This window comes from Anaerospora hongkongensis (assembly GCF_004339805.1).
Lineage (GTDB): Bacteria > Bacillota > Negativicutes > Sporomusales > DSM-15969 > Anaerospora > Anaerospora hongkongensis.
This window is the reverse complement of the sequence record NZ_SLUI01000008.1, coordinates 174,954-188,923: the sequence shown is the minus strand read 5'-3', so window position 1 is coordinate 188,923 and position 13,970 is coordinate 174,954. Positions and strand designations below refer to the sequence as shown.

The 13,970-nt window shown below is 48.8% G+C and carries 10 protein-coding genes, 1 tRNA gene and 2 riboswitches; of the genes, 10 read left to right on the top strand and 1 reads right to left on the bottom strand.

Translation table 11 applies throughout. The annotated features are described in order from the left end of the window. Positions 1–4: 4 nt before the first annotated feature. The 10 genes from EV210_RS13380 (at position 5) to thiC (ending at position 13,678) form a co-directional block, all read left to right on the top strand. On the top strand, positions 5–736 hold the full coding sequence (locus tag EV210_RS13380) for an energy transducer TonB (RefSeq protein WP_132081380.1): 732 nt from the start codon (positions 5–7) through the stop codon (positions 734–736). A gap of 88 nt (positions 737–824) precedes the next feature. Then, positions 825–1,799: a magnesium chelatase ATPase subunit I gene (locus EV210_RS13375; protein ID WP_243650551.1), complete on the top strand. Its 975-nt coding sequence runs from the start codon at positions 825–827 to the stop codon at positions 1,797–1,799. Between the two features lie 33 nt (positions 1,800–1,832). Further along, the gene (locus EV210_RS13370; protein ID WP_132081375.1) at positions 1,833–3,722 is read left to right on the top strand and encodes a magnesium chelatase subunit D family protein; all 1,890 of its coding nucleotides are present in this window, start codon (positions 1,833–1,835) and stop codon (positions 3,720–3,722) included. 14 nt (positions 3,723–3,736) lie between these two features. Continuing rightward, entirely contained in the window at positions 3,737–7,471 is a 3,735-nt protein-coding gene (gene bchH / locus EV210_RS13365; RefSeq protein ID WP_132081372.1) for a magnesium chelatase subunit H, read from the top strand. 136 nt (positions 7,472–7,607) lie between these two features. Beyond that, a tRNA-Leu gene (locus EV210_RS13360) sits at positions 7,608–7,692 on the top strand. 170 nt (positions 7,693–7,862) lie between these two features. Then, entirely contained in the window at positions 7,863–9,365 is a 1,503-nt protein-coding gene (locus tag EV210_RS13355; protein ID WP_132081369.1) for an amino acid permease, read from the top strand. Positions 9,366–9,652: 287 nt separating this feature from the next. Beyond that, complete coding sequence (locus EV210_RS13350; protein ID WP_132081366.1) at positions 9,653–10,936, top strand: FAD-dependent oxidoreductase; 1,284 nt, start codon at positions 9,653–9,655, stop codon at positions 10,934–10,936. Further along, positions 10,933–11,235, top strand: a complete 303-nt coding sequence (locus EV210_RS13345) for a ferredoxin family protein (protein ID WP_132081363.1) — start codon at positions 10,933–10,935, stop codon at positions 11,233–11,235. Before EV210_RS13350 ends, EV210_RS13345 begins: the two co-directional genes overlap by 4 nt. Before the next feature lie 70 nt (positions 11,236–11,305). Further along, a riboswitch (FMN riboswitch) is annotated at positions 11,306–11,452 on the top strand. 84 nt (positions 11,453–11,536) lie between these two features. Next, a complete protein-coding gene (ribB, locus tag EV210_RS13340) occupies positions 11,537–12,187 on the top strand; it encodes a 3,4-dihydroxy-2-butanone-4-phosphate synthase (RefSeq protein WP_132081360.1) in 651 nt (216 codons plus the stop codon). Positions 12,188–12,219: 32 nt separating this feature from the next. After that, positions 12,220–12,318: riboswitch (TPP riboswitch) on the top strand. Between the two features lie 58 nt (positions 12,319–12,376). Further along, positions 12,377–13,678, top strand: a complete 1,302-nt coding sequence (thiC, locus tag EV210_RS13335) for a phosphomethylpyrimidine synthase ThiC (protein ID WP_132081357.1) — start codon at positions 12,377–12,379, stop codon at positions 13,676–13,678. 44 nt (positions 13,679–13,722) lie between these two features. Here the strand turns inward: thiC and EV210_RS23330 are convergent, their stop codons facing one another. Then, positions 13,723–13,854 (bottom strand): hypothetical protein, encoded by a 132-nt coding sequence (locus EV210_RS23330; RefSeq protein WP_279388505.1) that lies wholly within the window; start codon positions 13,852–13,854, stop codon positions 13,723–13,725. Between the last annotated feature and the right edge of the window lie 116 nt (positions 13,855–13,970).

The window sequence follows — 13,970 nt, the reverse complement described above, 5'->3', positions numbered from 1 at the left end:
TAGAATGAGCAGACGTAATGAGTGGCTGAAGGCAATGGGTTTTTCGGCTGCTGTTCATATAGCACTGATTATTGGCATCAACTGGTTTGCCGGATTTATCCTGCCGACACAGATCGATGAGCCTGCTATTGTAGAACTGGAGCTAATTTCCGATCCCGGCATGCAGGAGAGCTCTGCCCCGGGCAGCCCGGCACCGGCTGCCAGCCAGGCTGTGCCACAACCTCAGCAGGAAATGGTTGTGCCGTCAACTATACCTGTAAAACAGCAGATTGTTACGGAAGTAGCCGAAGCGGAATCCGTTATAACAGAAACTGAAGCAGCGTCTCAAACATTCTCTAACGCCGTTAACGGCAGCTCTGCCCAGGGAACCGGCAATGGTGGGGAAGCGATGGGTAGCGGTTCGGGTTCCGGTTCCGGGACAGGCTCGGGCGGCGGCACCGGCAGTGGAACGAAAGGGCTTACTTCACCTCCCCGCATTCTGCAGAAGGTAGAGCCCCGTTACCCGGAAAGCGCCAGACGCGATGGAGTAGAGGGCAGTGTAACTGTCAAACTGGAGATCATGGAGAATGGTAAGCCGGGCAATGTTTGGGTTGTTGGTTCTTCAGGCAGGAACGAATTAGATGAGGCTGCCGTCAAAGCGGTAGAACGGTGGCGTTTTGTGCCTGCCCGCGATTCCGTTAATGGTCAGCCGATTGCCTGTATTAGTACGGTAGAAGTTAAATTCCGGTTGAATTAATGAGAGTTTTGATGGAATTGAGAGGATGACAGCAGTGGAGATTACAGCTAAAATTTATCCGTTTACGGCAATCGTAGGACAGGAAGCAATGAAGCGCGCGTTAATCTTAAATAGTATAAATCCCGCTTTAGGCGGTGTGCTGATAAAAGGAGAAAAGGGAACGGCAAAATCTACTGCCGTCCGGGCCTTAGCTGATTTACTGCCCGCGATGGACGTGGTTGCCGATTGCGGTTTTCACTGCGATCCACTCGCTAAAAGCAGCCTTTGCGAGCAATGCTGGGAAAGAGTGGCTGCAGGGCAGCAGCTAACAGGTAGCAAACAGAAAATGCGGGTTATCGATTTGCCGGTCAGCGCTACGGAGGATCGGGTAGTTGGTACGCTGGATATTGAACATGCTCTCAAAATGGGGGAAAAGAAATTTGAACCAGGTATTTTAGCACAGGCTAATCGCAATATTTTATATATAGATGAAATCAATCTACTTGATGACCATGTTGTGGATGTACTGCTGGATGCAGCTGCCATGGGAGTCAATACGGTTGAACGGGAAGGCGTTTCCTTTGTGCATCCCGCCCGGTTTGTGCTTGTTGGTACGATGAATCCGGAGGAGGGTGACATCCGGCCTCAGCTGCTTGACCGTTTCGGCCTTTCTGTAGAGGTAGCTGGTGAACAGAATACAGCCGACCGGGTTGAAGTTATCCGGCGGCGCTTGCGTTATGAGCAGGATTCTGAGGCTTTTCGGGCGGAATTTGCCAGTGATCAGCAAGCCTTGGCACAGAGAATCGTGCTGGCCGGCTCGCTTTTGCCCAAAGTACAGATTGCTGACAGCTTATTGGAGCTGGTAGCGACAATCTCCATCAAACTGGAAGTAGACGGACACAGAGCGGATATTACCATGATTAAAACTGCGATGACACTGGCGGCGTATGCCGGAAGACAGCAGGTTATCAGCGAAGATATCAAGGAAGCTGCCAAGCTGGTGCTGCCCCACCGGATGCGCCGCAGACCCTTTGAAGAAGGCGTTTTGGATTGGTCGATACTGGATCAGCTTGTCCCGCAATAACGGCGGCTGGCCCGGGGGAAGGATGTTTGCAATATGGCTCATAGAATGGTATTTCCCTTTGCTGCCGTCGTTGGCCAAGCGGATATTAAGCTGGCGCTGCTGCTGAATGCGATCAATCCTCGTATCGGCGGCGTGCTGATTGCCGGCGAAAAGGGCGCGGCTAAATCAACGATGGTCAGAGGATTGGCGCATTTGCTCAAGGAGATGGATATCGTTGAGCTGCCCTTGAATGCTACGGAAGATAAAGTAGTGGGCAGCATTGACATCGAGTTTGCCCTTGGAAAAGGGGTTAAACGCTTTGAACCGGGAATATTGTTTAAGGCTCATAACAATATTCTATATATAGATGAAGTAAACTTGCTGAGTGAAAGTTTAGTCAGCGTTATTTTAGATGCGGCGGCATCGGGATTTTGCGTAATTGAACGGGAAGGAATATCGCATAAGCATCCGGCCGAATTCATTTTGGTCGGTACGATGAATCCGGAAGAAGGAGCGCTATCACCCCAGTTTCTTGACCGGTTTGGATTGTATGTTTCTGTCGGCGGCGAAAAAGATGTGACGGCACGGGTTGAGGTGATGCGGCGCCGGTTAGCGTATGAACTGGCGCCGGATGCTTTTTTTCGCGCTTATGAACAAGAGTCTTGCGAGCTGCGTGAGAAGCTGAACGCTGCCAAAATTGCTTTGGGTCAGGTAGAGGTTCCCGATGCCATGCTGCAGCTTGCTGCAGCGATTGCGCAGCAAGCGAATTGCGCCGGTCACCGGGCTGATATTATCCTGGTCGAAGCTGCTAAAGCGCTGGCCGCCTGGGAACAAAGAAATGCCATCTACCCTCAGGATATCAAAACGGCTGCACGATTTGTCCTGCCTCACCGGTTAAGGGAAGTTCCGCCGGTGCCTGACCAGCCTGAACCGCCCGGACAACAGCAAAATTCGTCCGGCGAGCAGCCTGAACAACAGCAAGCTTACGCTGATGGCGATAAGGATACCGGTGCAACTGAAGATCGAACTGAGGCTGGTGAGATGCCGCAAGAATCTTCGGACAGTAATCCGGAAGCCAATGGAGCATCCGGTAATATTGATGATCAGGTAGAGGAGGCGGGTGCGGTTTTTGCGGTACGTGATATTGCATTGCCTTTACGTGACAGGCGGGTACGCAAGGGCAGCGGCCGCCGCTGCCTCACCCGGACAGGCTCGCGTCAGGGACGCTATGTGAAGGTTAGGCTGCCTAGGGATAAGGTTGCTGATTTGGCGTTTGATGCTACATTACGGGCAGCAGCCCCCTTTCAGCGTCTTCGCGGCAAAGCGCATACGGGACTTATTATATATAAGGAAGATTTTCGCATTAAGGTACGGGAAAAACGAGTGGGCAATACGTTTTTATTCGTTGTCGATGCCAGCGGTTCGATGGCAGCCAAACAGCGAATGCGAGCCGTCAAAGGAGCGATATTGTCATTATTGACGGATGCTTACCAAAAACGGGACCGGGTAGGGATGATTGCATTCCGGAAAAATGCGGCGGAATTGCTGCTGGGAATTACCCGCAGTGTCGATCTTGCCCAAAAGCGGCTGCGTGATCTGCCGACCGGTGGAAAAACCCCTCTGGCGGCAGCGCTGTTAAAAGCAATGGAAATCCTCCACGCAGCCAGGCTGCGTGATCCGGATATGGTGCCTGTGCTGGTATTGGTTTCTGATGGCAAAGCCAATGTCAAAATAAGCGGTGGCGATGCAGTGCAGGAAGTATTGGATATTGCCGGTAAAATCAGCAAAACCGGCATACAGACGCTGGTCATTGATACGGAAAACGATTTTATCCGGCTTGGGCTTGCACGGGAACTTGCCCAGGCTATGCAGGCCCGGTATTTACTGTTAGAAGAATTGGGAGCCCAGCAACTTGCCCGGGCGGTACGAAGTAGTATTATATGAAGAGGAGCCCCGAAATGAAAATCATTGTGTTAGCGGTTTCGAATGCGGGTCTGGCGGATATGGCTTGCGTATCCCGTGAACTGGCGGCTCAATTTCCCGGCTGTTTGGAAGTGAAGCTGTTTTATGCTGCCAAGCATATGGAGCAAGGTCAAGCAGAGCGAATCGGTGCGGCAATCAAAGAGGCGGATTTTGTTTTGCTCGATTTGATGGGTGCGTCACGGGAATATGAACAAACAGTTCTTGCGGCATGCCGCAACAGCAGCTCCAACATTGTTCCAATTGGCGGCGATAACCAGGAAATCCGCTCTATCCTCAAATTGGGCGGCTTTTCCGGTAAAGACATGAAGGCGGGCATGGAGCCAAGCGCCCGTGTCTCACCGGACTCCATGCTGCGCATGATGGATATGGCGGAAAAACTGGGCAAGATGCTGCCACTGGGAAAGCTTAAGGATATTAAGAATTATATACAGATTATTAAATACTGGAAAAATGCCGATGAAGGCAATATCCGTAATTTATTATACTTAATCGGCCGCGATTATGGAGGGTTTGCTGCTTTTCCTAAACCTCAGGAGCCGGTTATTGTACAGGATACAGGCATCTTTGATCCGGACCGGGGAACGTATTTTTCCAGTGTCCGGGAGTACCGTCAGTCAACAGCCTATGACCCTGAGAAGCCTACCATTGCGATATTATTTTACGGACATAATTATCCTAACCGGACACGGGGCTGCGTGGCGGCATTCAGCAAGAAGTTACAGCTTTTTGCGAATGTACTGCCCATAGCCTTTGCCCGCACCACCAACCGGGATTTGGAAAAGCTTCGTCAAATTCTGATCACAGAGTCAGGCAAAACGGTAGACCTGGTGGTGAGCTTTCTGGCTTTTCGGCTCGGTGCCGGTCCGATGGGCGGTGATGCTCAGGCGGCGGTGGAATTGCTGAAAGATTTAGATGTACCGTTGGTACATCCGTTTTTTATGTCTCGCCGGGAGGTTGCCGAATGGGAAAAATCCCTGCAGGGTATTAATGCAGCCGAATTTTTAATCCAGGTAATGCTTCCTGAATTAGACGGGGCCATCGAAACCATACCAATCGGTGCATTGGCGTCTTCCGTCTATGATGAAGAGCTGCAATTAGATATCCATGAGCTCGCCTTAATTGAAGAACGGGCCAATAAAGTGGCTGCCCGCATTCAAAAATGGCTTTTATTGCGGAAGAAACCCAAAGCAGATAAGCGGGTAGCAGTGATTTGCTATAACTATCCGCCGGGAGAAGATAATCTGTTTGGCGGTGCGTTTCTTGATACTTTTGTATCAGTAGAACGTATTCTCGCGCGCCTTTATAAGGAAGGTTACCAGGTAGAGCCGGAAACGGCCGTGAACCTTAAAAACACCTTTTCTGCCGGAAAGCTTGTGAATTCCGGACGCTGGACGGAAGATACCACCGATCTTGCGTTTATCCGTTATGCTGCTGCCACCTATTTGCAGCGTCTGAAAGCTGTCGGATGGACGGATGAGTTGATCCGGCAATGGGGGCAGGCGCCGGGAGAGATCATGAGCGAAAAGGACTGTTTCCTCATTCCGGGTAAAGTATTCGGCAATGTATTTGTCGGTTTGCAGCCTTCCCGGGGCATCCATGAGCAGCCTGATAAGTTTTACCATGACAAGGCTTTATTGCCCCATCATCAGTATATTGCTTTCTATCAATGGCTGAAGGAGGAGTTTAAAGCAGATGTTATTATCCATGTAGGTACACACGGAACGCTTGAGTTTTTGCAAGGCAAAGAATGCGGCATGTCAGGAAGCTGCCTGCCTGATTATTTAGTACACGACATTCCCCATGCCTACCTGTATTATGCAGGCAATCCGGCGGAGGCAATGATCGCCAAACGGCGAGCACATGCTGTTTTGGTGAGCTATCAGTCGCCGCCGTTTACCGAAAGTGATTTGTACGGTGAATTAGCGGAACTGGAGTCACTGATGCACCAGCGTCAGGAGGTCCAGCGCCTGGATGCAAGCCAGCTGCCTGTATTGGAGGAATTAATTAAAGCAAAGGCCGGGGAACAAAACTTTCTGTATGACGATATAGAAGAGCTGGAGCAGGAGCTGTACCGGATGCGGCGTTCTCTAATTCCGCATGGTCTGCATGTATTTGGCAAAGGTTATACGGAAGGGGAAGCGGCGGCTTTTATGAAGTTTGTGCTGCGCTATGACCGGCCGCCGCTTCCCTCGCTGCAGCGTCTGCTGGCTGAAGCGCAGGGGCTCAATTACGACCAAGCGCTGGAAGACAACGAGATCAGTATACTGAGCCGACTTGACCAAGCGGCGGCAGTGATAGTGGATCAATATTTGGCAGACGGTACAGTTGTGCCTGGATTGTCCGGTGACAGACTTAGCGTCTGCAAGGAAGTACTGCAATTCGGACTTACCGCATATCAAGCATCCCGGGACAGTCAGGAAGAGGCTGGTTTGCTCAAGGTATTGGACGGTGGATTTTTATCTGCCCGGCTGGCCGGCGATATGGTGCGCAACCCGGAAGTGCTGCCCAGCGGATGTAATCTATACCAGTTTGATCCGCGGCTGGTGCCCAGCCCGGTTGCGATGCAGCGCGGCGCTAAAATCGCGCAGAATACCATAGCGCAATACTACAAAACGCACGGCTGTTACCCCAAAAGTACAGCAGTGATTTTGTGGGGGCTGGAAACCTCCCGGACCCAGGGTGAAACGGTTGGACAAATTCTTCAGTATCTTGGCGTCAGGGTAGTCACTAAGAAAAACCAGTTTTCACCGCGTTTTGAAATCATTGGGCTGGCAGAGCTAGGGCGGCCGCGTATTGATGTTGTGATCAATATTTGTGGATTTTTCCGCGATATGTTTCCTCTCTTGATCGGGGAACTACACGAGGTGTTCCAGCGCGTTGCTGAATTGGCGGAAAGTGAAGAGGAAAACTATCTGAAGGCTAATGGCAGCAGGATTTATCAAAAGCTGCTGGCAGAAGGCTATGACTGCGATGAAGCGCGGGAGCTATCCTTTGCCCGTTTGTTTGGACCTGCAGAGGCGGAATATGGCAGTAAGGTTTCCAAATTAATTGAGTTGAAAACGTGGACGGATGAAAAGCAGCTGGGCGAAACTTATGTGAACAGTCTGCAGCACGTGTATAGTAAGAATTACCGGGGCAGGACGGTTGAAGGATTGTTTACCAGTCATTTAGCGGCAGTGGACATTGTGTCACAGCTTCGCAGCAATCATGAGTATGAAGTAATCGATCTGGATCATTATTATGAGTATTTCGGTGGCCTGTCTAAATCTGTAGAAAACGCCAGAGGTAAGCAGGCGATAGTTTATATTACCGACACGACGGGCGAAAAAATACAAACAGAAACGGTTGATAAATCGATAGAACGGGGTGTGCGGACGCGCCTTTTAAATCCTAAATGGATTAATGCCATGCTGGATCATTCTTATCATGGTGTTCAGAAAATCAACGACCGGTTTGAAAATATGCTGGGCTTAGCTGCCACCACCAATAAAGTGAGTAACTGGGTTTTCAGCGATATGCACAAAACCTACATTGCTGATGAAACAATGCGGCAGAAGCTGGCGGAAAATAACCGCTGGGCATACTTTAGTATGGTAGAACGGCTGCTGGAATGTAATAATCGAGGCTACTGGCGGGCTACTGACGATGAGCTGAAGCAGCTGCGCTGCGCCTATCTGGAACTGGAAGGTGATATTGAAGAAAATCTATAATTAAAAAGTCAGCTTATGCAGAAAAAAGTGCTTGACGATGTGATGTAGTTTATGATAATATTCTTATGTCAGGTGCTGAGGTCACGATGGTGGCCGATTACGGAGTCAAGTTTACTGCGTAATGCTGACGATATATGCGGGAGTGGCGGAACTGGCAGACGCACTAGACTTAGGATCTAGCGCCGTGAGGCGTGCAGGTTCAATTCCTGTCTCCCGCACCATAGGAATTAGGGGGCTTTAGAGGTTTTCTCTGAAGCCCTTTTTCTTTTTGTAAGACTCAACGCTGAAATGCAGGCAGCAGCGTAAAAGTATCCCGAATTCAGGAGTTGGCGAAGAAACGGGGGATGAATTTTTTCCGCTTTCCGCGCAAGTAAATAAAGGAGTGAATCCTATGAGCAGCAATGCAAAAACTGAAAAAAACCAAATCAGCAGCAGTCCCCATGTAATAGAAACAGAAACGGGTGAGTTAAAGCGAAGCCTGCAGGCTCGCCACATGAATATGATTGCGATCGGCGGTGCTATTGGTACGGGCTTGTTTGTCGCCAGCGGTGCCTCTGTCAGTACGGCAGGGCCAGGCGGAGCTTTAGTCGCTTATGGTGTAATTGGCATTATGGTTTATTTTTTGATGACCAGTTTAGGTGAAATGGCTACTTATTTGCCTGTGTCCGGGGCATTTGGCACCTATGCCAACCGGTTTGTTGATCCTGCACTGGGCTTTGCCGTAGGCTGGAATTACTGGCTGAATTGGGCGTCCTGTCTGGCAGTGGAGTTAGTCGCCGGAGCGATTATTATGAAATTCTGGTTTCCAGATACGCCAGCCATTGTGTGGAGTGGATCGTTTTTACTCATGTTGTTTGTATTGAACTTATTATCTACCCGGGCATATGGCGAAAGTGAATTCTGGTTTGCCGGGATTAAAGTAATCACGGTTATTGTTTTTTTATTTGTCGGGATTGCAGTCCTCCTCGGTTTTGGCAACACTCCATCACCAGGCTTTGCCAACTGGCATACTGGTGAAGCTCCCTTTGTCGGTGGATTTGGTGCGATATTAAGTATCTTTATGATCGCAGGATTCTCTTTCCAGGGGACGGAACTGGTAGGGATTGCTGCCGGTGAGAGTGAAAACCCGGAAAAAAATGTGCCTAAGGCTATTAATACGGTATTCTGGCGCATTCTGCTGTTTTATATTGGCGCTTTATTAATTATTGGTTTTTTGCTGCCCTATACGGATGAAAATTTATTGAAAAACGATGTGGAGAACATCGCTGTCAGTCCGTTTACACTGGTATTTTCCCGTGCAGGGTTAGGTGCGGCAGCATCTATTATGAACGCCGTTATTCTTTCGTCAGTGCTTTCAGCCGGGAGCTCATCTCTTTATGCCTCCTCGCGGATGCTGTATGCTTTGGCCAAGGAAGGGAAAGCGCCACAGTTTTTTGGTAAAGTGAACAAGCGGGGAGTACCGGCTAATGCTCTTTATGCAACAACTGTTTTCGGATTACTTGCTTTTCTTACCTCGCTTGTTGGTGACGGTACTGCTTATACCTGGCTGTTAAACATAACCGGTGTAATTGGTTTTATTGCCTGGCTGGGAATTGCTATCAGTCATTACCGGTTCCGGCGGGCCTTTGTTAAACAAGGACGGGACTTAAGCGAGCTGAAGTACAAGGCGAAATGGTTTCCCTTTGGGCCGTTGTTTGCCTTTGCACTTTGTTTTATCGTCATAATCGGGCAAAATTACAATGCCTTTTTAGGAGGGACTATTGATTGGTATGGCGCAGCCGTATCGTATATTGGTATTCCCGTGTTTATAGCAGCTTATTTGGGATATAAATATGTGAACAAGACCAAGCTGATCCCTTTGGATAAAGTGGATTTGAGCCGCCCTGAGGCGTAATCGTCTTACCGTTATTACAGGCTTTATGAGCTTGCGGTTCCTGGCCTCAATTCATTTTGTAACTATCTGATAGGAAGCCAATCACTCCAACTTTATGATAAAGTTGGGGTGATTGGTCTTTGTTTTTATATAGGCTCTCCTAGCTTTGTTTTCATTGAATAGCAGAGTGGTTTGTGGCATAATAAAATTACAGATTTTTCACGCTATGACGTGAAATGCTAATGTTCTGCTAGAAGTCCTTGTTCATTGTGAGAGCAGAAATCTTATTTTCTGGAGGGGTGAATGTTTTGGCAGAGGAAAAGTTTCAGGTTGTCGTAATTGGTGCCGGTGTAGCCGGCTGCGCTGCCGCTTACCGGCTGGCAAAAGCCGGGCTGGAAGTGCTGGTGATTGATCGGGGAAAAGCTCCAGGAGCGAAAAATATGACTGGAGGACGTCTTTATACGTATGCGCTCAAAGCCCTGATGCCTGATGAATGGCAGGATGCTCCGCTTGAACGCGAGGTAACCAGGGAAATGCTGATGATGATGACACCCGAGAGCAGTATTGCCATTGACTCTACGTTTTCCGTGAAAAATCAGCTGTCTTACACGGTGCTGCGCGCTAAACTTGATGCATGGCTTGCGGCGAAAGCGGAAGAAGCGGGAGCAATGCTGGTTCCCGCAAGTACGGTTGACGGATTAATAATAAAGGAAGGCAAGGTATGCGGGGTAAAAATCGGCGACGAGGAACTGGAAGCAGATTTAGTTATCAGTGCGGAAGGGGTTAACCCGCTGGTATTTGAACGGGCCGGGTTAGTCAAACCGGTTGAAAATAGCAATGTTGCACTGGGAATTAAGCATGTTTTCCGCTTGCCTGAAGCAGTAATTAATGACCGGTTTAATACAGACAGTGAGCAGGGGGTGGCGATGCTTTGTGCAGGTGAATGTACAAAAGGCATCAGCGGTGGTGCCTTCCTTTATACGAATAAAGACAGTATTTCGCTGGGCCTGGTAGTAGATTCACTTAGCTGGAAAAACGCTAAACTGCCGATTGCCGATATTGCCGAGTCTTTAAAGCAGCATCCGGCTATTAGCCGTTATATCGCAGGTGGAGAATTAGCGGAGTATTCTGCTCACCTGATTCCTGAAGGCGGAATTTCAGCTTTGCCTCAGCTTTATGGCGATGGTTTTATGGTCGCAGGTGATGCGGCAGGCTTTGTTGTCAACAGCGGCTTTACGGTACGGGGCATGGACTATGCCATTCTGTCCGGCATTGCGGCGGCTGAAACCGCTGAAGAAGCAATTAAAGCAGGTGATTCTACCCGGGCAGCCTTAAAAAAATATGAGGACAGGTTGAAGCAGAGTGTACTGAAAGACTTGGAGACTTTCAAGAATGCGCATGATTACATGGCGCATACGCAGCATGTATTTACCACCTATCCGCTCCTGGCGGCCAGCCTGATGGAAAGTATTTACCACGTAGATGGTATGCCGTCAAAGCGGGTTCTCGGAACGGCCCGGGAGGCGGTTGCCGGCAAAATACCTTATTTTAATGTGTTTAAAGATATGCTGAAGGGGGCGAGGTCACTATGAAAAGCCTCACTATTGATGACAGACTGGCAAAAAACCGTTTTGACAGCGATGATCATAACCCGCATATTGTAGTCGACAAAATTGCCTGTAAGACCTGTAATCATCGGGCCTGTACGTATTCCTGCCCGGCCGAGCGGTACAAATGGGATACGGTAAACGATGTACTCAGTTTTGATCATGTGGGCTGCCTGGAATGCGGCAATTGCCGGCTGGTATGTGAGCGACTGAAGCAAGGGACTAGCGGTTACTCGTGGAATTATCCCTCCTTTGGCAAGGGGATTATCTTCCGCGAGGGATAAGGGCAAAACAATGCGGTGAATTTCTGAGGGTTGACAAATACTGGCATCCGAGTATACTTACAACTGAGTGACTTATTCTCAGGGCGGGGTGCGAATCCCCACCGGCGGTATCCCGGATTTACCGGGGAGCCCGCGAGCGCTCTTCGAGCACGAAGAGGTCAGCAGAACTGGTGAGAGGCCAGTGCCGACGGTATAGTCCGGACGAAAGAGGATAAGGCGGTGAGCATTTTGCTTTTTCTGCTGCCTGTCTAATGCCCTGATTCGAAAGTAAGTCCGACTAGTTAAATAGGAGGAATACGAATTGAATCAGCAACTATTAGCCCAGTTTGGAAATTCAGAGGAACGAGTAAAACGTGCTGTTAAGGCGCTGCAGGATGGTCAGGGAATTCTGGTAACAGATGACGAAGATCGCGAAAATGAAGGCGATATCTTTTTTTCAGCAGAACATTTGACGAATGCGCAGATGGCAATGCTGATCCGTGAAGGAAGCGGGATTGTCTGCTTATGCCTTCCGGAAGAGAAAATACAGGCTTTGGAACTGCCAATGATGGTAGAACATAATACAAGCAGCTTTCAAACCGCTTTTACCGTATCAATTGAAGCTGCCGCAGGTGTAACGACCGGCGTGTCGGCTGCGGACCGGGTTACAACGGTAAAAGCAGCAGTTGCCGAGCAGGCCTGTGCGGTACATTTGAAGCGCCCTGGACATGTTTTTCCCTTAAGGGCTAAAGCTGGTGGTGTGTTGGAACGTCCGGGACATACGGAAGCAAATGTAGACTTCATGCGTCTTGCCGGGTTGAAACCATATGGTGTCTTGTGTGAGCTTACCAATGCGGACGGTACCATGGCGCGGCTGCCGGAGATCGTCGAGTTTGCCGCAAAGCATAAAATGCCGGTTGTCACGGTAAATGATCTGGTTGAATACCGCAAAAGAAATATAGATTTACAATAGCTGAAATATCCAGTATAGTGATGATAAGTAAATACGATAGCTAGGGGTGCCGAAATGGCTGAGAGGACGTGTGTCCAACTCTTATACCTGATGTGGTTAGTACCACCGGAGGGAAGCTTTTAAAATTGTACTTTAAAGCCTGCCTTACGGCAGGCTTTTTTGTTATTTATCATGAGGAAGGGGATTGCGATGAAATACACAACGCAAATGGATGCTGCCAAAAAAGGAATTATTACAGAGCAGATGCGCATTGTTGCTGCGAAGGAAAACATGAGACCCCAAGAATTGGCTGAATTGGTTGCGGCAGGAAAAGTGGTTATTCCCGCTAATAAAGGACATGTCAGTTTGAGCCCTGAAGGAATCGGCACAGGATTGAGGACGAAGATTAATGTGAATCTGGGAGTCTCTAAAGATTGCTGTGATATTCACTTTGAACTGGATAAAGTAAAAAGAGCAATTGAATTAAAAGCAGAGGCCATAATGGATCTTAGCTGTTATGGTAAAACCCAGGAGTTCCGGCGCAAACTGGTGGAAATATCGTCGGCAATGATTGGCACGGTACCGATGTATGATGCCGTGGGAATGCTGGATAAGGAACTGAAGGATATCACTGTTGACGAATTCTTTGCTGTTGTAGAAAGGCATGCCCAAGATGGCGTTGATTTTATGACTGTTCACTGCGGGATAAACGCTGTGACTGCCGAGCGGGTAAAGAACAATAAACGGCTGACCAATATTGTTTCCCGCGGTGGCTCGCTGCTGTTTGCCTGGATGGAACTCAATAACCGGGAAAATCCGTTTTTTGAATACTTTGACCGCTTGCTGGACATTTGTGAACAATATGATGTTACGCTTAGCCTGGGTGATGCCTGCCGGCCTGGCTCCATACAAGATTCCACCGATGCCGCTCAAATCGAAGAATTAATAGTATTAGGAGAGCTGACGAAACGGGCTTGGGCCAGAAATGTACAAGTCATGATTGAAGGTCCCGGACACATGGCGCTTAATGAAATTGCCGCTAATATGATGCTTGAGAAAAAATTGTGCCATGGTGCGCCATTTTATGTCCTGGGACCTGTGGTTACGGATATTGCTCCCGGCTATGATCATATCACCAGTGCAATTGGCGGTGCAATTGCAGCAGCCAATGGGGCTGATTTTCTGTGTTATGTCACTCCGGCAGAACATTTGCGCCTGCCCACGATAGACGATATGAAAGAAGGAATTATTGCTACCCGCATTGCCGCTCACGCAGCAGACATCGCGAAAGGAATACCAGGTGCACGGGATTGGGATAATCAAATGAGTGCGGCCCGGGCGGAGGTTGATTTTCCGCGTATGATTGAATTGGCAATTGACCCTGAAAAGGCCAGAAGATACCGGGAGGAATCAAAACCGGAATGCGAAGATACCTGTACGATGTGCGGCAAAATGTGTCCGATGAAAAATATGAAAAAAATCTTAAACGGGGAAGAAATTACGCTTAAATAAAAAAGTGGATGAGGCAAATTCCGATTTGTCCTCATCCGTTTTGTTTAAGGCAAGGTTCGATTTACATATTCTATGTCGGGATACAAAGTAGGTACCGTATTTTGTGTCTTTTTATCAGTTGATTCTACAGGAGCTTGCTCGTTATCCATTGTGGTGTTGTTTTTTTCATTGTCCATGCGTTCTCACCTCCTGGACTTAGTTTGTCCAGGAGGCGGTATTTTTGTGCGGAAAATATTACGTTTGTCAGCTTGTAACGACTAAGGTATAATGACGGTGGGTTTGACGCAAGGCA

Coding starts and splice junctions, on each gene's coding strand:
- EV210_RS13380 (WP_132081380.1), top strand. CDS start 5: ATGAGCAGACGTAATGAGTGGCTGAAGGCAATGGGTTTTTCGGCTGCT.
- EV210_RS13375 (WP_243650551.1), top strand. CDS start 825: ATGAAGCGCGCGTTAATCTTAAATAGTATAAATCCCGCTTTAGGCGGT.
- EV210_RS13370 (WP_132081375.1), top strand. CDS start 1,833: ATGGCTCATAGAATGGTATTTCCCTTTGCTGCCGTCGTTGGCCAAGCG.
- bchH (WP_132081372.1), top strand. CDS start 3,737: ATGAAAATCATTGTGTTAGCGGTTTCGAATGCGGGTCTGGCGGATATG.
- EV210_RS13355 (WP_132081369.1), top strand. CDS start 7,863: ATGAGCAGCAATGCAAAAACTGAAAAAAACCAAATCAGCAGCAGTCCC.
- EV210_RS13345 (WP_132081363.1), top strand. CDS start 10,933: ATGAAAAGCCTCACTATTGATGACAGACTGGCAAAAAACCGTTTTGAC.
- thiC (WP_132081357.1), top strand. CDS start 12,377: ATGAAATACACAACGCAAATGGATGCTGCCAAAAAAGGAATTATTACA.
- EV210_RS23330 (WP_279388505.1), bottom strand. CDS start 13,854: ATGGACAATGAAAAAAACAACACCACAATGGATAACGAGCAAGCTCCT.